Source organism: Crossiella sp. S99.2, assembly GCF_023094165.1.
Classification (GTDB): Bacteria; Actinomycetota; Actinomycetes; order Mycobacteriales; family Pseudonocardiaceae; genus Crossiella.
Genome location: NZ_JALMDK010000005.1, coordinates 707,844 through 725,717, shown reverse-complemented (window position 1 = coordinate 725,717; position 17,874 = coordinate 707,844). Strand labels below are relative to the sequence as shown.

At 70.7% G+C, this 17,874-nt stretch carries 16 protein-coding genes and 2 pseudogenes; 6 read left to right on the top strand and 12 right to left on the bottom strand.

Annotated features, from left to right (window positions below; all coding sequences use genetic code 11):
* The first annotated feature begins 64 nt into the window (after positions 1-64).
* Positions 65-1,693 carry a DNA polymerase gene (locus MZC64_RS22640; RefSeq protein ID WP_247758376.1) on the top strand — a complete coding sequence of 543 codons (1,629 nt, stop codon included), beginning with the start codon at positions 65-67 and terminating at the stop codon, positions 1,691-1,693.
* Positions 1,694-1,759: 66 nt separating this feature from the next.
* On the opposite strand, the gene MZC64_RS22635 is transcribed toward MZC64_RS22640, so the two are convergent.
* The 4 genes from MZC64_RS22635 to MZC64_RS22620 all read right to left on the bottom strand — a co-directional run bounded on the left by MZC64_RS22635 (position 1,760) and on the right by MZC64_RS22620 (position 5,293).
* Complete coding sequence (locus tag MZC64_RS22635) at positions 1,760-2,482, bottom strand: sigma factor (protein ID WP_247758377.1); 723 nt, start codon at positions 2,480-2,482, stop codon at positions 1,760-1,762.
* Positions 2,479-2,808, bottom strand: coding sequence for a hypothetical protein (locus MZC64_RS22630; protein WP_247758378.1), 330 nt, complete (start codon positions 2,806-2,808; stop codon positions 2,479-2,481). Before MZC64_RS22630 ends, MZC64_RS22635 begins: the two co-directional genes overlap by 4 nt.
* 107 nt (positions 2,809-2,915) lie before the next feature.
* A complete protein-coding gene (locus MZC64_RS22625; RefSeq protein ID WP_247758379.1) occupies positions 2,916-4,667 on the bottom strand; it encodes a hypothetical protein in 1,752 nt (583 codons plus the stop codon).
* The gene (locus MZC64_RS22620) at positions 4,664-5,293 is read right to left on the bottom strand and encodes a hypothetical protein (RefSeq protein WP_247758380.1); all 630 of its coding nucleotides are present in this window, start codon (positions 5,291-5,293) and stop codon (positions 4,664-4,666) included. The genes MZC64_RS22625 and MZC64_RS22620 overlap by 4 nt, the downstream gene beginning before the upstream one ends.
* Positions 5,294-5,560: 267 nt before the next feature.
* Here MZC64_RS22620 and MZC64_RS22615 point away from each other — a divergent pair, with 267 nt between their 5' ends.
* Both MZC64_RS22615 and MZC64_RS22610 read left to right on the top strand, forming a co-directional pair.
* On the top strand, positions 5,561-7,210 hold the full coding sequence (locus MZC64_RS22615; protein WP_247758381.1) for a DnaB-like helicase C-terminal domain-containing protein: 1,650 nt from the start codon (positions 5,561-5,563) through the stop codon (positions 7,208-7,210).
* Between the two features lie 153 nt (positions 7,211-7,363).
* Positions 7,364-7,753: a hypothetical protein gene (locus tag MZC64_RS22610; RefSeq protein ID WP_247758382.1), complete on the top strand. Its 390-nt coding sequence runs from the start codon at positions 7,364-7,366 to the stop codon at positions 7,751-7,753.
* Between the two features lie 56 nt (positions 7,754-7,809).
* Here MZC64_RS22610 and MZC64_RS48770 read toward each other — a convergent pair whose 3' ends face one another.
* From MZC64_RS48770 to MZC64_RS22595, 4 genes and pseudogenes are all read right to left on the bottom strand, one after another.
* Complete coding sequence (locus tag MZC64_RS48770) at positions 7,810-8,208, bottom strand: CNNM domain-containing protein (protein ID WP_308301057.1); 399 nt, start codon at positions 8,206-8,208, stop codon at positions 7,810-7,812.
* Positions 8,209-8,302: 94 nt separating this feature from the next.
* Positions 8,303-8,503: pseudogene (locus MZC64_RS48765) on the bottom strand (CNNM domain-containing protein); the annotation flags it as partial.
* Positions 8,504-8,576: 73 nt separating this feature from the next.
* A complete protein-coding gene (locus tag MZC64_RS22600; RefSeq protein ID WP_247758383.1) occupies positions 8,577-9,395 on the bottom strand; it encodes an ion transporter in 819 nt (272 codons plus the stop codon).
* A gap of 98 nt (positions 9,396-9,493) precedes the next feature.
* Entirely contained in the window at positions 9,494-10,147 is a 654-nt protein-coding gene (locus MZC64_RS22595) for a class I SAM-dependent methyltransferase (RefSeq protein ID WP_247758384.1), read from the bottom strand.
* An 89-nt stretch (positions 10,148-10,236) separates the two neighbouring features.
* Here MZC64_RS22595 and MZC64_RS22590 point away from each other — a divergent pair, with 89 nt between their 5' ends.
* Both MZC64_RS22590 and MZC64_RS49150 read left to right on the top strand, forming a co-directional pair.
* On the top strand, positions 10,237-10,851 hold the full coding sequence (locus MZC64_RS22590; RefSeq protein ID WP_247758385.1) for a TetR/AcrR family transcriptional regulator: 615 nt from the start codon (positions 10,237-10,239) through the stop codon (positions 10,849-10,851).
* A gap of 484 nt (positions 10,852-11,335) precedes the next feature.
* Positions 11,336-11,536 (top strand): annotated as a pseudogene (locus MZC64_RS49150) (VanZ family protein); the annotation flags it as partial.
* Positions 11,537-11,668: 132 nt separating this feature from the next.
* On the opposite strand, the gene MZC64_RS22585 reads toward MZC64_RS49150, so the two are convergent.
* Together MZC64_RS22585 and MZC64_RS22580 are read right to left on the bottom strand one after the other, a co-directional pair.
* Entirely contained in the window at positions 11,669-12,274 is a 606-nt protein-coding gene (locus tag MZC64_RS22585; RefSeq protein WP_247758386.1) for a copper resistance CopC family protein, read from the bottom strand.
* A gap of 8 nt (positions 12,275-12,282) precedes the next feature.
* A complete protein-coding gene (locus MZC64_RS22580; RefSeq protein WP_247758387.1) occupies positions 12,283-13,065 on the bottom strand; it encodes an MFS transporter in 783 nt (260 codons plus the stop codon).
* A gap of 63 nt (positions 13,066-13,128) precedes the next feature.
* Between MZC64_RS22580 and MZC64_RS22575 the strand changes: the two genes are divergently transcribed.
* Positions 13,129-14,757, top strand: coding sequence for a heavy metal translocating P-type ATPase (locus tag MZC64_RS22575; RefSeq protein ID WP_308301056.1), 1,629 nt, complete (start codon positions 13,129-13,131; stop codon positions 14,755-14,757).
* Between the two features lie 155 nt (positions 14,758-14,912).
* Here the strand turns inward: MZC64_RS22575 and MZC64_RS22570 are convergent, their stop codons facing one another.
* Positions 14,913-15,704, bottom strand: coding sequence for a HEAT repeat domain-containing protein (locus tag MZC64_RS22570; protein ID WP_247758388.1), 792 nt, complete (start codon positions 15,702-15,704; stop codon positions 14,913-14,915).
* Positions 15,701-17,728: a polymorphic toxin-type HINT domain-containing protein gene (locus tag MZC64_RS22565; RefSeq protein WP_247758389.1), complete on the bottom strand. Its 2,028-nt coding sequence runs from the start codon at positions 17,726-17,728 to the stop codon at positions 15,701-15,703. Before MZC64_RS22565 ends, MZC64_RS22570 begins: the two co-directional genes overlap by 4 nt.
* Positions 17,729-17,874: the final 146 nt, after the last annotated feature.

The window sequence follows — 17,874 nt, the reverse complement described above, 5'->3', positions numbered from 1 at the left end:
CCTCATTCGCTCCTCATCGTCAGCAGGCAGATTTGCCTTAGCCCGCAAGGAGGTTCGGTTCGTCATGGTTGACCTCGACGCACCAGCTCGCCCCGTCCGGACACTCAGCTGGCCTGAGCTGCTCGACCAGCTCCGCGCCAACACCCCGACCGCCGGAGCACCACAAGCCCTCGGGCTCGATGTCTCCGGGCTGGCCGAGGCCGGTCAGATCCGGGTGGTGCCAATGGATCGCGCCTCACCGGTGCTGGTGGCCGATGTCACCGACATCGACCCGCGCGAGCTGGACGCGTTGGACAGCTCGCGCCGGATCAGGTGGGTGGCAGCGGATCTCATGGCGACCGCGGCCACGCTTGCCAGAGCAGGGGTTCGGCTTCGGCGGGGCTACTGCGTCACCTCGGCTCGGCGACTCGTCGACGGCTACCACCGCACCGACTCCGGTCAGCTCAACGGTGGTGACCTGAGCGAGGACTACCGTCAGGCTCAGCTGGACCTCCGCGCCACCACGCACGCCAGCGCGCTGGACCGGTTGGTCGACATCGACTCGGCGAACGCCCTGGCCGCGGTCGACCTGAACGCCGACGGGATCCCGTGGGACGCAGCCCGCCACCACGAAGTCCTGGCTGCGCTGCTCGGTGAGCCAACCGAGTCCGGCTGCTATCCGCGGCTGTCCGAGTTGGACGAGCAGATCACGGCTGCCTTCGGTGGCGCTCGATTCCGGTGGCGTACCGAAGTGCCGGAGGCGTTCGACGGTGCGGGCCTGCAGGTGCAGGGGTCCCGGGTCTCCGACTTCGAGCACCTGGCTCACCCGGCGGTGCCACCGCTGACCAGCTGGCGGCACCTGGACCTCCTGGCCAACCGGTTCGGCTACGAGTGGGCCGCCCGCTGGACCCATGACGAACGCTGGTGGCCGGTGTTCCACCCGGCTGCCACGTCAACCGGGCGCTGGACCGCTGAAGGTGGCGGTCTTGCGCTGCCGCACGCGCTACGTCGGTGTGTGCGCGTCCAGCCAGGTCGACGGCTGGTCATCGCGGACATTTCGCAGCTGGAGCCCCGGATCCTGGCCTACCTGGCCGGCGACCGGACCTTGCTCGGACTGGCTGAACGCGGCGACCTATACGCCGAACTGGGTGACCGGCTCGGCGTGGATCGGGCCATGGCCAAGACAATTCTGCTGGCCGCGCTGAACGGTCGGCGCTCGGTCAAGGCCAGGGAGGCGTTGCGGCCGTTCACCTCGGCGTGCTCCGCCACGATGGACCTGCTCGCCGAGTACGAGCAGCGGGCCCGGCACGGGGCGACGGTGCGTACCGAACTGGGCCGCACCATGCCGCTGCCGGACGTCCCGACCGTGGCGGCCATCGAGACCGCCTCGGTCAGGCGCACCGCCGAGCAGCGGTCCCTGGTGGCCCGAGCCGGGCGCCGAGGGCGCAGCTTCCCGGTGCAGGGCACCGCGGCGGAAGTCTGCTGTGCCACGCTGGCGATCCTGCGCACCCAGTTGCGGGACCGGGACGCCCGGCTGGCCGCGTTCCTGCACGACGAGTTCGTGCTCGACGTCGCCGAGGACGCCGTCGAGGAGGTCACGCTCCTGCTCCGGCAGGCCGTGCACCTCGGCGCCGCGTGGGTGCTGGGCCTGGACGCCCTCAGCCTGCCGTTGACTGTTCGCACCGGTTCGGACTGGGGCGTCAGGGAACCCTGACCCACCAACGAGATTCAGTGGGGCAGGGCGTGAACGAACGCCCTGCCCCACTCCCGTGTCCGCGGGTCACCCGGGCGGGTCGAGGAGTTCGCGTACCCGCGCGTGCAGCTCGTTCTCCACCGCGGCTGCCGTGCGATGGTGAATGCCGCAGGCCGCGATGCGCCTCTGCGCTTGCCCGCACACCCGGCGGAGCACGTGCACGGCCACCCCACGGCACAGGCGCCGTGCTGCAACCGGATCGGCGGTCTCCGGGGCGTACAACAACGCCAGCGTGGCCACGGTCGCCTCCGAGTGCGAGTCGACTGCGTGTTCGGCGTTGTCTGCTCCGTCCACCACATCGTTGGCAACGTCCAAAGTGGACTGTCTGCCGGGGAGCAGCGAGCGGATGCGGGCGACCTGGAGCTGGTCCTGACCGTTGAGGGGCTCGCCGTCGGCGGCACGGAAGGCGCGGACCTTGTTCAGCGCGGTGTAGCCGACGGTGGCCCGCCAGTGGTCGGCGGCCTGGTGCCGGACGCGCTGGGTCAGGTGACCGGTCCACGTGCCGCGTTCCGGATCGTAGGTCCGCGCGGCGGCCAGGATCCACAACCGCAGTTGCTGGGCCAGATCCTCCGCCCCGCCGAGCAGATCTCGCAGCGGGCCGTGCTGGGCCCGGATGGCGTGGCGGGCCAGCCCCATCGCCTGCTCCAGCAATAGGGCCAGCCGTTCCGGCGGTATCCGGGTCAGGTCACGGTGACCGGAGTCGCCCAGCGGCACCTCGATCCACCAGGCGTCGCCGGTGCACGCGTTCATGAGATTTCCCCTGGCACCGCGGTCAGCCTGGGGTCGAAGTCCCACAACAGCTCGGCGAGCCTGCGGGCGGCCCGGACCCCGGCCACGATGGCCTCCTCGCCTTGGAGTGCCTGCCCGATGGTGCCCGCGGACAGGGAGACGGTGATGAGGAACTCGTCGGCGAGGACGACCGCGACCGGCAGGCCGATCAGGCCGAGCTGGGTCAGGGCTGCCTCGACCCGCCGGGTCCCGCACTCCAACCGCCACAGGGGCACCCGGAAGCGGATGTGCAGGGGAAACGGGGCGTCGGGGTCCAGGTCACCCGGCATTGGCGAAGAGGTGAGCATCGCGAGGTCCTCTCGTACGGGGCGACTGCTCGGACTCACTGACAGGTAACGCGCCGCGTTGTGGCTGGTTGGGGAGGGCGCCGGAGGTGTTCCGGCGCCCTCCTGACCTACTTGGTGGCGGCCAGGGTGACCAGGTCCGGCCATTCCAGGAACGCGCGCCAGACGTGCTCGTCGGGCGCTCCGGGAGTGAGCCACAACCGCCAGTACGACGCCAGCCCGGGGCCGCGCTGTTCGCGGACAGCGTTGCTCAGCTCCCGGTGCAGCTCGGTGAGCAAGGCCAGCTCGGTCGCCGGGACCGCGGGCAACCGTGCCGCGAGCAACCGCCGCACCTCGGCGCGGATCACCTCCACCGCGTGTGCGCGCGGGCTCGATGTGCCGAAGTCCGACGGGGCGGTGTCCGGATATCGCTGCTGGAACAACGCGAACTCCGCACTACCCCAGTCGGTCGGCTCGGCCACGGTGAACCGCCGCAACGCGTTCCGACATTCGGTCAGCACCGCGGTCAACGCCCCGAACGCCGCATCCGCCTCGTCAGCACCGCCGGAGTTGATCAGTCGCCCGTAGGCCGCGCCGATCTCCTGGTCGGCCGGGCGACCGAGTTCGGCGAGCCCGGTGCGTACCGTCTGCATCAGCTCGGCCACCGGCTGTTTCACCTCCTCGGTGTACTCGGCCGGCCAGTCACCGACGGCGTCCAGCACGGCCTGGCGGGCCGTTCTGAGTTCGGCGGTGAAGGCGGTCATCCGGTCCCACGCCTGCACGACATCCCGGTACCGCCGGGCCTGGTGCTCGGCGAAATCGGAGAGCCGCCCGCCACCGGCCACGTGCGCGGCCAGCGCCAGGTAGTGCGCCCGGCGCATCGGCACCAGTCCACGCAGATCGGGGATGTCCCCGCGCAGGATCTGATACCACCGGCCGAGTTCGGGCGTGTAGTGCTGTGCGAATGCCCGAACCACCCTGTGCCGCTTGACCGGCACAGAGATCAGCCAACTGGGCGAGATCCTCCGCGAAGTGGAGGAGGAACGCACGACCTGCTGACTGTTCTCGTCGATGGTCCTGCGAAGCCAGGCCCCGCAGCGCATCACCGCCGCCACGGCCGCACCGGCCGACAACGGCTCCACGGTGGTGCCGGCCATCATGCTGGCCACCTTGACCGGGAGACCTTTCCGGATCGCGGTGTGCAGCAGATCGAGCTGACCTGTGGACAGCACCTCGTAGCTGCTCGACGGGGCTTCCAACTCCGGACTGCGCGGGTGGACCGGTCGTGGGTGACGATGCACCTGGAACTCCCCCGACACCTCGCCCAGCACAGGCACCAGGCGATCCGGCGCCCGGAGATCCGGCACCTTCGCCAGCCAAGTCCGCAGCCGCCGCAGGTCCTCGTCGAAGTCGACCCGGCTGCGGTGGGCGTGGTTCCACACCGAGTCCGCGAGGTTGCCGGTAGTGCACAGCAGGTCGGCCAGCGCACCGTGGCGCACACCGACCGAGGGCGGAATCCGCAACGGCGGCGCGGTGATGCTGTCGGGGGTGAGCGCGGTTGGCCGGATGCAGCCGTGCAGGATGCCGTGGACGACAGCGGCAGTGGCCGCCGCTGAGACCGTGCAATGGCTGTCCTGCAACACCGAGCGCACCCGAGCCAGCAGCAGGCGGTTGGGCGCCGCCCGTTTCCGTGCCGCGGTGGCGGTCTCCCACAGCATCCGAATCGCGCTGCGCGCCCGCGGTGGTTCCTCTCGGGACTGGCGAACCAGGTTGCCGACGGAGTGCACCACGGTGTCCAGCTCGGCCAGCTCACGCAGATCCCGCTCCACACACCGCACCAGCCCCGCCCGGTCCACAGTGGACCCGACGGTCGGCGCGCTCATGGCTGTTTCCCCTCGACGGCCGCGGTCTCCAGGCCCGCGGTGGTCTCGTCGATACGAGTGGCGGGCTTGGCCCATCTGAGTCCGTCCTCGCTCGCCCACTCGCACAGCAGGTGCGCTTCGGCGAGGCGGGTGCGGATCCGCGCCAGGCCAGGATCGTCCACCTGGTGCAGGGCGAGCAGGTCGCCGTGCCGGGCCGAGACCCAGGAGTGCACACCGCCGTACTGGGCGCGGAAGAGCACGTCGAGCACCGGGACCATGTCCGGCCGTGCTGGGTCCAGGACCGCCGACTCCTGCCGGGCGAGCTTGGCCAGTACGGCCTCGACTTCGTCGATGTCGGCGGTGGCCACCGGTTCGCCCGCACGAAGGTCGGGCCGTCCCCACAACAGGAACAGCGCGTGCCGTTTGCTGTCGAGTTCGGCCTGCGGCGGCAGGTTGCCGCCCTTGACCGGGACCGCCCACGTGGCCTTGTGGTGGTAGGTGCCGTGCCGCGGGTTGACCCCGATCCACTGCCAGTGCCGGGGACCGATCTGGTTGAGCCAGTGGTTGCCGTGGCCGCGGTCCGGCTTGCTGCCGATGCCGATGATCACCCCGGGATGCGCCCACGAGGGCACGTTCTTGTGGCTCATGGCGCTCCTCCCTTCCTTCCTGCGAATCACGTGTCGGTGGCGCCCGAGGCGGCGCACGGCAGTCCACCCGGCCGGGGCGGCTGCGCGCTGCGGCGCCGGGCCGTCCCACCGGTCGGACGTGGCTCCAGGTAACGCGGGGCACGCGTTACCTACCCGGACAAGGGCCCTCACGCGGGTCCAGGACTGTCCTTTGGCAACTCCACAGCAGAGACGTGGCCGTCCGGCCGCGCCGCGGTCCCGGCCGTCCACAAGAGACGGAGACAGCGAATGCACGCCGATTCATCCGGGGACCGCGAGGAGCTGCTGCTGGCCGCCTGCCTGGTCCGCGAACCCTCCCTTGCCGAGGGCCGCACCGGGCTGGTGGTCCGCGGCGTGGAGGAGTTCGTCGACCCCGGCCTGGGCCGGGCCTTCGACCGCCTCCGCGAGATCCGGGCGACCCACCCCCAGCTGGCCGCGGTCGGCATCCGCTACAACCTCGACCAGGGCCTGCACCCACACCTGGACCGGGCCCTAGCGGCCTGGGACAGCGAGGCCGAACAACGCCATCCCCAGCTACCGGCCTGCCCGGACGAGGTGGAAGTGCTGGCCGCCCTGGTCAGCCGCGGCGCCCGGCATCGCCGCTTCGACACCCTGATCCGCGCCATCGCCCACCACTACCGTTCCGGCGACAACGACCGTGCCGCCGAGTCCGTGCACGAGCTGCTTGACCTGGTGCGCACCGACGACGACCAGTGGGTCGCCGCCAACCCCTACGCCGAACACGCCGCGGAGATCCTGCGGCGGGAAATGGAAGTCCACGGCACCGGCCGCGGCTTCCCCGTCCACCCGGAGCTGGACGTCCTGCTTCACCAACGCGCCGACTGGCAGGGCGAACTGGTGCTGTTGGGAGCCAGGACCAAGGTGGGCAAGACCGCCCTGGCCTGCTGGTGGGCCAGCCGCCTGGTCGGCTCGGCCGGCACGGTCGCCCCGGAGTCCCAGGTGGTGTTCTTCTGCACCGAGATGACCCGCGCCGAACTCCTGGCCCGGATCCAGCAGTACCTGCCCGACCCCGAGCAGATTTTCAGCCCCACCCCGCTCGGACGGCCGAGGTTCCTGCTGTTCGGCAAGGAGTTCTTCGCCCGCACCGGCAGCGACCCGGACAAGCGGCTGGCCGCGTTCAAGGCCGAGATCCGCCGTTTCGCCGTGGCCAACCTTCGCTGGTCCGAGCAGCACGGCCTTCCCGTGGCGGACTGCTGGCTGGCAGGGGTTTTCGTCGACTACCTGACCTCCATGCTGGCCGCGGGCAACGACTTCACCGTGTGCGAGGAGTTCATCCGCGGTGCCGACACCAGCCTCCGGGTCTTCGACCCCGGCTGGTTCGGCCTGGGCGGCCGCCAGTTCACCGAGCTGGCCGGACTGCCCAGCAACGTCATGGTGTGCGAACAGGTCAACGCCCGCCGCGAACCCATCCCCAAGGTCACCACCGACCTCCGCACCGGCCAAACCCACCGGCCGCCGCTGGAACCGCCGGCGCCGACCGAGGTCAACGGGGCGCGTTCGACATTCGAGACGGCCAGCGTGTTCTGCATGCTCGCCCGCGATCACGAAGGCCGGATTCACCCACCGGAGCAGGCGGTGTTGCGGGTCTCCGGCCGCTCAGTGGCCACCCGCCAGCTACCGCTGCGCTTCGTCGGCGGCAAGTTCGAGTTCCCCGGCGACCCGGCACCCGCCCACGAACAGGCCGCGGTCGACCAGGTCGAGGAGCCGTCGGTGGACCCGGCGGCCGAGCACGCGGCCCGGCTGTGGTTGCTGCCCAGCTACGTGGTCTCCCCACCAGCCACCGAGCACACCGACGGCACGCTGGTGGTCGCGCGGGAAATGTGGGTCCCCCTGGACCCACAGGTCGACGGCTGGCAACCAGACCCCCTCGGCCCCTGACCACGCTCTGCTGTCTCGACCAGGAACAGCTCCATTCTGGGACGCCGCCTGTGACTACCAGCCCTGCTTGCCGGGGCTGCGGTGGCGGGCGGCGCCCCACCCCCCTGCCAGCTACCCTCGACAGGCCAACCGCGCCGAGACCGGGGGTGTCTGGTGGACTCCGACGACATCACCCAAGCGCTGGCCACGACCCTCACCCACAGCATCACCACCGCGTTGAACCTGGCACCCAGCAAGATCGACCCGCTGGAAGACCGTCTGTACCGCGCGATCAAGCCTCTCCAAGGGCAGGAGCGCTCGCCGTTGCCCTCCTCGCTTGTGCAGGAGGCCCGGACCGGCCGCATGCAGGCCGAACTCGACGACCTGGTCGCTGCCAACCAGCCCACGGTGGACAAGACCGCGACGGGGGACCTCCGCAGCTGGATCGACGTGCTCCTTGGCATCGTCGGCCAGACCTACAGCCTCTCCCCGAACTCGCTGCTGTTCACCACAGGGCGATTCGCAGCCGCGCTTCGCATGGCGGGTCTTGCTGACTCGCCATGACCGCCAAGAACAGCATCGCGAGGGTTCCCCGGTCCAGGCCAGGCATATCAGCAAGATCATCGCGTGGCGGTGACCGGGACGGTGAAGACCTCGCGGCGCGGGACCAGCACGTGGCGCAGCATCCGCTCGTGGATCTCCAGCGCACCGGTGATGATCATCCGCTGTTCGGCGTTGAGGCCACGGTGCCCGGCCACCAGGTCGTGCAGTTCCTCGGGGGTGAGCTGTTCCTTGTCGGCGTCGGGGTTGCCGCCGAAGAGCCGCACCACGACGTTGGTGGACTTGCCCAGCGCCCAGATCGCCGGGCGGGTGATCGTGGAGACCAGATCGAGGGGCCGGGCCACCAGCAGCGCCCAGCGCTGGGAGTACTGCATGGCCAGTCGTTTGGGGGCGAGTTCGCCGAAGACCAGGGTGAAGAAGGTCAGGATCAGCGTCACCGTGGCCACCGCCAGCGGCACGGCCGCCTCCCCGGGCGAAGGTGAACGCCGGGATCAGCGGCTGGGCCAGGGTGACCGCGGCGGTGGCCGAGGCCAGTGCGCCGGAGAGGGTGATCGCGAGCTGGATCGCGGCCAGGAACCGGTTGGGGTCCCTGGCCAGCCGGACCAGCACTCTGGCGGTGCGTCCGCCTTGGCGCTCCAGGTTGCGGAGCTGGCCCTCGCGCAGCGAGATCAGCGCGATCTCACTGCCCGCGAACAACGCGTTGACCAGGATCAGGAAGCCGACCAGCGCCAGATTGAACCCATAGCCGTCCATCGCCGCGGTGCGACCCCTTCCGGCAGGTGTGGGCCCCTACCGTAGGTCCCGGGCCGCGAGCACCCGCACCGGACTAGCGGGGGCGCTCCGCCCAGCGCGGCTGCGGCTCGGCGGCGCGCAGCGCCCGGACCTCGGCGCGGAGTTCCCGCAGTTCGGCCAGCACCACGACGTTCACCTCGGCCTGGTCAGGCGCACGCTGGCCGGTCTCCTCCGAGACCTGGGCGTCCATCGCGCTGACGGCCACGGCGATGAACAGGTTGAGCACGGTGAAGGTGGTGATCACGATGTAGGTGACGAAGAAGATCCACGCCAGCGGTTGTTCCCGCATCACGCTGCGGGCTACCTCCGACCATGCCTCGCCGGTCATCACCTGGAACAGGGTGAACAGGGAGTCGCCCAGGTCGCCGAAGTACTCCGGCGAGGCCACGCTGAACAGCTTGGTGGCCATCACCGCCGAGACGTAGAGCACCAGCACGATCAGCGCGCCGATCGAGGCCATCCCGGGCAGGGCGCGCAGCAGCGCCGAGACCACCCGGCGCATGCTCGGCACCACCGAGATCAGCCGCAGCGCACGAAGAATCCGCAGCGCCCGCAGTACCGAGAAGGCGCCGGAGGTGGGCAGCAGCGCGATGACCACGATGACGGTGTCGAACCAGTTCCACGGGTCGCGGAAGAAGGCAGTGCCGTAGGCGTACATGCGGGCGGCCAGTTCCACCACGAAGATGGCCAGCACCGCCCGATCGATCGCGTGCAGCACCTGCCCGTACTCGGCCACCAGCGCCGGTGAGGTCTCACAGCCCAGCACGACCGCGTTGACCAGGATCACCGCGGTGATCACCTTTTGGAACAGCGTCGCGTCCACGATCGCCCGCACGCGCTCGCGCCCACCCACAGCCAGCCCCCCACCTAAGAAGATCCACACAACCGTGATCAACCTATCGAGTGATCACGACCTCCGTGCCAACCCCCTCCCCACTGGCGCCCGCACGGTCAGCGGTCCGGCTTGATCGCGCGCACGCAGTGCAGGAACACGCCCACCCGACTGGTGGTCACCGACTCGAAGCCCGCGGTGGTGGCCATGGGCGCGATCCGCTCGACGGGGTTGTCCCGCATCACCTCGCCCGCCGTGGCACCGACCAGGTGCCGGCCCAGCCTGCCGCGGGGCGGGCGGAAATCGGCGATCAGCAACCGGCCACCCGGACGCAGCACCCGGTACATCTCGGCGAAGGCGGCGCCCCGCACCCCTTCCGGGATGTGATGGATCGCCAGGCTGGACAACACGACGTCGACGCTGCCCTCCGGCGCCTCGATCGCCTCCGCGCGTCCCAGCTCGAACGAGCAGCGGACGCCGGCCCGCAGCCGCCGCGCCTGCTCGATCATGGGACCGGACGGGTCGATACCCAGCGCGTGCCCGCCGGGCGCGGCGGCCCGTGCGGCCAGAGCGGTCAGGTAACCCGGCCCGCATCCGAGGTCGAGTACCCGGTCGCCGGGTGCGACTCCCGCGAGCGTGACCAGGCGGCCGAATATCCGTCGCCGGCGACCGGCGAAGGACACCGCGGAGAACAGCTCGTAGGCGCGGGCGCGCCTGATCGCGCCCGGCGCGTCCGGCCGCGGCTTGCCGTGCAGCCACTGTCCCAGTGTCATGACCACTCCTAACTTAGTGACGACTAAGTTACTGCGCGGGCTAACTTAGTCGTCACTAAGTTCCGGGGCAAGGGTTCTACGATGGCCGGGTGAGCGAGGTGCGGGCACGGCAGCGGCGGATGGGTGCGCGGGACCGGCGGGAGTCGATCCTGGCCGCGGCCACCGAGGTCTTCGCCGAACTCGGCTACCAGCGCGGCCGCACCGCGGAGGTCGCGCGGCGGCTGGGGGTGAGCGAGCCGGTGGTGTTCCAGAACTTCGGCACCAAGGCGAGCCTGTTCGCCGCCGTGGTGCGCCACGCCGCCGGGGACGTGTGCGGTCTGCTCGAACAGCTGATCGCCAGCCCGGTCCCGGTCGCCGGATTGCTGCGCACGATGCTGGATCCCGGGCATCTGCGGAGCGTGCACAGCGCGGGCACGGTGGGCGCGATCTTCGCCGAGGCCGCCGCGGTCTCCGGTGAGCCCGAGGTGGAGACCGCGGCCAGGGAGGCCACCCAGCGCTTCGCCGTCCTGGTCGCTGATCTGCTCGATCGCGGCCGGGCCGGCGGTGAGCTGCGCGCGGACCTGGACACCGAGGCCGCGGCCTGGTGGCTGTTGTCCCTGGTGGCATCCCAGCGATTCCGGCAGGCCACCGCGCCCGATCCGGACGCGGTGGAGACCCGGCTGGCCGAGAGCGTGCTCGGCTTCCTCCTGGCTCCGCCCCGCTAGGTTGGCGCGGCATGGTCTCCTGTCAGGTGCGGGCTGCTTCCGCAAGCAGGTGCCCCATTCCTGGAAGCCAGGTGGTCTTGATCGCAACCGCGCCGGCCGTCGATCCGGTGGAGGTCGGCTTCGCCCAGGACACGGAACAGGTCCGCGACCTCGCCCGGGGGATGCCGCGGGCGCGCGGTGGCCGCTCGCCCCGCCGAACTGAGCTGGGGCGAGGGTGACGATCCGTGGCGCGTATCTTCCGTTGTCCTGGTGGACCGTCCTGCTGCTGGTGCTGGGCGCGCTGGTGAGCGTTCCGGTGTGGCTGCTGCTGCGCCGGCACACCGACTGGCGCCCAGGCGCCGCCGCCGGGCTGTTGATCAGCACGGTTCTGGTCTTCTCCCTCACCCTGGGGCCTGGTGTGCAGCGGTCGCGGGCCGGGCTGGTCGCCTGTGCGCCGGACGGAGCGGCCGAGGTGCTGGATGTGCTGGTGCACCTGGGTGACTCGATGGAGGGCAAGCTCAACCTGGTGCTGCTGGTGCCGTTCGGTCTCATGGCGGTGCTGGCCACCGCCCGCCCGGGTTGGGCGGTGGTGGCGACGCTGGTCCTGCCCGCGGTGATCGAGGTGGTCCAGGTGTGGGTGCCGGGCCGGTTGTGCAGCTTTCCGGACTACACGGCCAACGTCCTCGGTGGCCTGGCCGGTGTGCTGCTGGGCGCGCTGCTGGTCTCCCGTCGCCGGACCCGCCAGGAGCGGCGACGTGGCCAGGGGCAGGCGCCCGGTGCTCAGCGGCAGACCTCGCGGTCGTGGTTCGAGCTACCAGCGGTGGATCATCTCAGCCGATCACTTCTTGGTGGAGCTGTCCGGCCGGTTGCGCAGCAGCACGAACGCCACGCCGCCCAGCAGCAGGACCGCAACGCCGAGCAACAGCGGCCACACCGGGAAGCCGGAGTCGCCGGAGTTGTCCTGGGATGCCGCGGGCGTGGGTGGGGCGGCTGGGCTGGTGGGTGCGGCGCTGCTGGCCTGCAAGCTGCTGGGTTCGGCGGCCGTGGCGGCGGGCGGGGCCAGGGTGAAGGTGCGCTTGCCGCTGACCGGGTGGCCGTCGGCGGAGACCACGCGGTAGACGATGGTGTAGGCGCCGGGCACGGTCAGCGCCTGGATCTGTTGGGTGACGACCGGGCCGGTGGCGGTGGGCGCGCCGTTGTTGACTTCCTTGCCGGCCGGGTCGGTGACCTTGACGGTGAGGAACTTGGCGTTGACTTGCTGGTTGAAGGTCAGCGACACCGCGGCGGGCGGGGTGGCCAGGGTGGCGCCCTCGGGTGGGTCGCTGGCCTTGAGGACGGCGTCGGCCGAGGCGATACCGGTGCCGCCCAGCAACGCGACGCCGGCCACGAGCAACCCGGTCAGCGTGCGGCGCAGCCGGGTGGCACGGGAACTGGAGTGGGGCACGGGGCTCCTCAGGTTGGCCACTTCGGGTGGATGCGGTCGATGAGCACGGTGTGGCTGTGCCGCCAGCCGCCGCGGGCGGGGACGGCGTCGCGCAGGTGCGGGTCGCCGGGGTCGAGGTCGTCGTGCAGGTGTTCCAGTGGGCCGTCATCCTGCCTCGGCCACACCCGCTGTGACCAGAGCATCCCGGCCCCGGCGAGGGCGGCCAGCGCGAACAGCGCCACCGCCAGGCCCGCGTGGGCGCCGACGGTGCCCGCCACCAGGTAGGCGAGCAGCCAGGCCGCGTGGGAGAGGGTGAACTGGGCGGCGAAGAGCACCGGCCAGTCCCCGGCGCGGGCCGAGCGGCGGACGAGTCGCCCCGCCGGGGTCTGCACCACCGCCGTACCGACCCCCAGCAGCACCCAGGCGATCAGCACCAGCGGCCAGGACGGCTGGGCGGCGAAGGCGACCCCGGTCAGTGCCAGCACCCCGGTCAGCAGCAGGCCGCCCAAGATCATCAGCGTCCGGTCGCCCAGCCGCTGGAGCAGCCGGATGAGCAGCAGTGCGGCCAGCACCGAGCCCAGACCGTAGGCGCTCAGGGTCACCGCCACCTCCGCATCCGATCCGCCGGTGCCGTCCCGGACGATGACCACGGTGTTGACCAGCACCATCGCCCCGGCGGCCGCGGCGGTGAGGTTGAGGCCCAGCAGCGCCCGCAGCCGCGGGGTGGCCAGATAGACCCGCAGTCCCTTGGTGGTGCGCGCGAACACCTTCTCCCGCTCCTGCTCCGGCGGCGCGGGTTGGGGCAGGCTCACGCTGACCACCAGCAGGGCCGAGGCGATGAACCCGGCCGCGGTGCCCCAGAACAGCCGGTGGGGGTGAGCACGAGCAGCAGCGCGGCGGCCATCGGCCAGGTCACCGACGGCGGGCTGCTCATCGTCATCTTCGCCGCCTCCGGCGCACTGGAGGCCGTCGCCACCGCGCGCACCGAGGACTCCGTGCGCGGTCTGCTCGACCTCGCCCCGGACACCGCGACCCGCCTGCGCGACCGGGACGAGCACGCCGTGCCGGTGATCGACCTGGCTGTCGGCGACCTCGTCCTGGTGCGCCCCGGCGAACGCGTGCCCGCCGACGGCCTGGTCGTGCACGGAGCCAGCGACGTCGATCAGGCCACCATCACCGGCGAGGGCCTGCCCGTGGCGAAGCTGACCGGCGACGAGGTCTTCGCGGGCACCCGCAACGGCACCGGCGCGCTCACCGTGCGGGTCGGCCGCCGCGCGGAGGACTCCGTGGTCGCCCGCATCGCCGGTCTGGTCGAGCAAGCCGGCCGCACCAAGGCGCGCACCCAGCTGTTCATCGAGAAGGTCGAGCAGCGCTACTCGGTGGCCATGGTCGCGGCCACGATCGCTCTGTTCACCATCCCGCTGCTGTGGGGCACCAACGTGGAGGACGCCCTGCTGCGGGCGATGACCTTCATGATCGTGGCTTCCCCGTGCGCGCTGGTGCTGGCCACTATGCCCCCGCTGCTGGCCGCCATCGCCAACGCCGGGCGGCACGGCGTGCTCGTCAAATCCGCGGTGGCCCTGGAACGCCTCGCCGCGACCACTCTGGTGGCCTTCGACAAAACCGGCACCCTCACCACCGGCGCACCCCAGCTCACCTCCGTCCTCCCGGCGCCAGGCGTGACCGAGGAGGAGGTGCTGCGCCTGGCCGCCTCCGCCGAGACCCCCAGCGAACACCCGCTCGGCGCCGCGATCGTGCGCGCCGCCCGCGACCGCGGTCTCGACCTGTTCCCGGTCACCGACTTCGCCGCCCGGCCGGGCCGGGGAATCACCGCCCTGATCGGGAACACCCGCGTGGAGATCACCTCGGCCTCCCCGCAGCAAGGCGCCGAACTCCGCGAGCGCGGCGACACGGTGGTCGAGATTCACCGGGACGGCAGGCCGATCGGTGTGCTGGGCCTGACCGACCAGCCCTGCCCGGAAGCCGCTCGCGTCACCACCAGCTCAGCCCGGATCACCGGCGCCACACCGATGCTGCTCACCGGCGACAACGCACGCACCGCCACGCACCTGGCCGGCCGCGTCGGCATCAGCGATATCCGCGCCGGACTGCTGCCGCAGGACAAGGTCACCGCGGTCACCGAACTGGCCGCCACCGGGCACCGGGTGGCCATGGTCGGCGACGGCGTCAACGACGCGCCCGCCCTGGCCGCCGCGCACACCGGCATCGCCCTGGGCGGGGTGGGCTCGGACCTGACCCTGCACACCGCCGATATCGTCATCGTCGGCGACGACCTCACCGCCGTCCCGGCCGCCATCGCGCTGGCCCGCCGGGCCCGGCGCGTGGTGCTGGCCAACCTGGTGATCGCCTCGGTCTGCATCGCCGGCCTGGTCGCCTGGGACCTGTTCGGCACGCTCCCGTTGCCGCTGGGCGTGGCCGGGCACGAGGGCTCCACCGTGCTGGTCGCCGTCAACGGCCTGCGCCTGCTGCGCCGCTCGGCGTGAGAGAAGGCCCGCGACGAGAGTTGAGAGCCTGGTTCGAAACCGAGAACGCGTTGTGCGCCAAAGGTTAAAGCTGGATCCTCCAACTGCCTCGCTGGCCGACACCGTCGCCGGACGGCAGACGCTGACACCGCGACGCGCCGTGACCGGTCTGCCGGTCAGATCAGGCGTTTCAGTGCCTGCTTGGCCTGACGGCGGACGTTCTCGTCCGGGCCGTGCAGTGCTTTCTCCAGATGGCCGCGAGCGGGGGCGTGACGGAGGCGCCCCAGGCCCTGCGCCGCGGCGGGCGCGACGGTGGGGTCAGCCAGGAGTTCGAGCAGGATTCCGGGGACCCGTGGATCCTTGGTCTTGGCGAGCCCGGGGTTCACGATCTGGGTACGCGCCGCACCGTAGGAGCGATCCAGCGCGAGTTCGACCATCTCCGCGGCGACCGCCGGGCCGGCGAACTTGCCGAGCGCTTCGCCGATCCGCCACCGCAGTTGTTCCCGGAAGAACTCCGCGTTCTCCGGGCGTAGCGGATGGCTCACCCGGGGAGGATCGCGGAACAGGCGCAGCATCTCCCGGTGTGCCTGCTTCTTGGCGAAGGGTTTCTGCAGCGCGATGACGATCTCCTCGGCCACGTGGGCATGCCGCACCCTGGGGAGCCAGTCCAGCAACACCGGTACCACCGCCCGGTAGTCGATGGGGCGACGGGAGATCTCGTTGCCCTGCGCATCGAGGAAGAAGACGTGGATCCGGTAGAGATCACCGATTCCGGCCAGCTGGTGGTTAATGAGGTCCAGGTCCGGCACCAGCGGCTGGATCTGTTCCAGGATGGGCTGTGCGGCCTCGGCATACCGCCGTCGGCCCTCCTGGATCACCGGATCGTCGGCGAGTCCGGCTTCCACCCGCGCGCGGACCGCGGGATCGTTGGCGATCCACTCGACGAGATCACGGTGTTTGCCAGTCACGGAATGATGTCCTGCACGTCGATGATTCCCTGCTGTCGCAGCTTGTCCAATGGCCCGGACAGCGTCGTTCGCCCGTTGTTCCGAACGTACAGGATCATCTTCAGCGAGTGTTGCTTGGCGTGGTCGAGATAGTCTCTGAGCTGCGAGGACAGGTAGACGTAGGAGGCGTTCTTGGCCTCGCCGAGTTCACCCTTGCCGTAGTTGAGGAAGTCCGGTATCCGGCTGCGTCCGCTGAGTGTGTTCGTCAGGACGAGCGTGTTCTTCGGCTCGCCGCCTCGCGCGGCGGAGACGGCAGCTTCACCTGCCTGACCGAGGGCACAACTGGCCCGACCGGCATTGTGCACCAGGACCGCGAAGTCCCCGGATGCCGCGTAATAGGTGTGCGGGCCGGAGACCGTGAGGTTGTAGACCTCGCGGTCGGCGACCCAGGGATGGGTGGCAGTGACGGTGACGTAGTGGCCGTCGGGCAGCCGGAGCCGGGCGTTGGGCTGGAGGCCCTTGGCCTCAACCCAGCGACCGAGCCCCTCGACCCAGAACGGATGCCCCTCGGTGGCTTCGAGACTGCCGATCCGCCCGTCGCGATCGGCGAGATCGATCGTGACGAGCTTCTTGGCGCCCTGCCCGATGATCACGTCGGTGACCGGCTGGGCCTCGGTCGCCCCGGTCTCGGGATCGGTTGCCAGCACCGCTTCCCCGACCTGGACCCGGTTGATCGGCCTGCGGGCGCCATCGCTCATCACCACGGCGGCGGCGGTGAAGCTGTTGTCCCGGCACGGTTCGGCGTTGCGTTGCCGCTTCTGGTCATCGAGGATCCGCGTGACATCCGCCGGGCTGATCGCCACCGCGTCAATCTCGACCTGTCCCCTGGAGGAGAACCGCAGGGTGACGTCGCGGCCGGTGGCGTTGGCCTGTTGCTGGGCTTTCGCCTTCTTCGCCGCGGAGACCGCGGCGAAGACGGGACCGGCTTCAACGTCCACACAGGACAGTTGGCCGGTGGCGACGTCACCTGTGATCGAGATCGTGACGGGCGAGCTGACGCAGCCACCTGCGGGGCGACCGTCGATGGTCACGTTGGTGACCGTCATCCTGGCGGTGACCTGGCCGCCGCTGGCCAGGCGGGTGCGAGCCTTGGACGAGACGGTTCCGGTGAACGAGGCCTGTACGGTGCAGCCCGCGGCGCTGCAGTCGAACTGTGCCGAGGTGGTGAGCGAGAAGTTGATGCCGCCGTCCACCGCGTCAGCGAGCTGCTGGGTGTGCCCGGTGAGGGTGTCATACATCTGGGCGGCCTGGCTGTCCTCGATCAGGGACAGGTCCATGCCCCGGGACTCCGAGGCCGGTGACGTTTTGAGTGAGGGCAGCACCGGCATCGACGGCAGGGCGGGCAGTGAACGCAGTTCGTCGAGCCGAGACGGGGACAGCATGCCCTGGGGTTCCAGGCGCAACACCCGGTGTGGCGCGGTCCTGGTCACGTACAGGCTGCCCAGGGAGGTCTCGGCCCGGAGCGCGGGTGCCCCGGCGATGGTGAGAGCGGGCAGGTCAGGGTCCGCGGTGCTCGGCAGGTCCGGCAGTTCGGCCAGCGCCCCGCTGAGCCGGTCCGCCAGGTCGGCGGGTGAGGGGAACTCATCGATCAGGCCGGTGGACATCTGCTCGCGGCCGGCCTGGTCCGCCGTCCACTTGCCCAGTTTGCTGTCGGTGTTGTTCTTGAACTTGGTGTAGACCTTGTCGTCCACGGTCAGGACGCCCTGGTCGAGGTTTTCCAGGCCCGCGTGCCCGGTGACGCCGAACTGCGCCCCGAACTCGGTGGTGGTGATGTCCCGTTTCTGACCGGTGATGGTGGTGTCGGTGTAGCGCACCCCTCGGGCCTCGGCGAGGGCGGCCACCGCCTGCTCGAACGCCGACCGGTCCCGTGGCGGCGTGGGCCAGGCCAGCCACACCGTAAGTCCGGCCACCAGCGCCAGCACCAGGCCGGTGCCGCCGAACAAGAACATCCGCCTGCGCCGGGGCGCGAATTCCGATCCGGCCATGTCCCCCTCCGTGGTCATCCCCCGGGGGGCAGTACAGCGGAACGGGCGCGCAAGAACATCGGTATGTGTGCCGATATCGCCTGAAGGCTAGGTAACTCCTCAACGAGCGCGGCTCGTTTCCTTTCCTGGTCAACTGTTTCGGCGTG

Bases quoted from the DNA above. Each gene is read 5' to 3' on its own strand.
- MZC64_RS22640 (WP_247758376.1), top strand. From the start codon at position 65: ATGGTTGACCTCGACGCACCAGCTCGCCCCGTCCGGACACTCAGCTGG.
- MZC64_RS22635 (WP_247758377.1), bottom strand. From the start codon at position 2,482: ATGAACGCGTGCACCGGCGACGCCTGGTGGATCGAGGTGCCGCTGGGC.
- MZC64_RS22630 (WP_247758378.1), bottom strand. From the start codon at position 2,808: ATGCTCACCTCTTCGCCAATGCCGGGTGACCTGGACCCCGACGCCCCG.
- MZC64_RS22625 (WP_247758379.1), bottom strand. From the start codon at position 4,667: ATGAGCGCGCCGACCGTCGGGTCCACTGTGGACCGGGCGGGGCTGGTG.
- MZC64_RS22620 (WP_247758380.1), bottom strand. From the start codon at position 5,293: ATGAGCCACAAGAACGTGCCCTCGTGGGCGCATCCCGGGGTGATCATC.
- MZC64_RS22615 (WP_247758381.1), top strand. From the start codon at position 5,561: ATGCACGCCGATTCATCCGGGGACCGCGAGGAGCTGCTGCTGGCCGCC.
- MZC64_RS22595 (WP_247758384.1), bottom strand. From the start codon at position 10,147: ATGACACTGGGACAGTGGCTGCACGGCAAGCCGCGGCCGGACGCGCCG.
- MZC64_RS22565 (WP_247758389.1), bottom strand. From the start codon at position 17,728: ATGGCCGGATCGGAATTCGCGCCCCGGCGCAGGCGGATGTTCTTGTTC.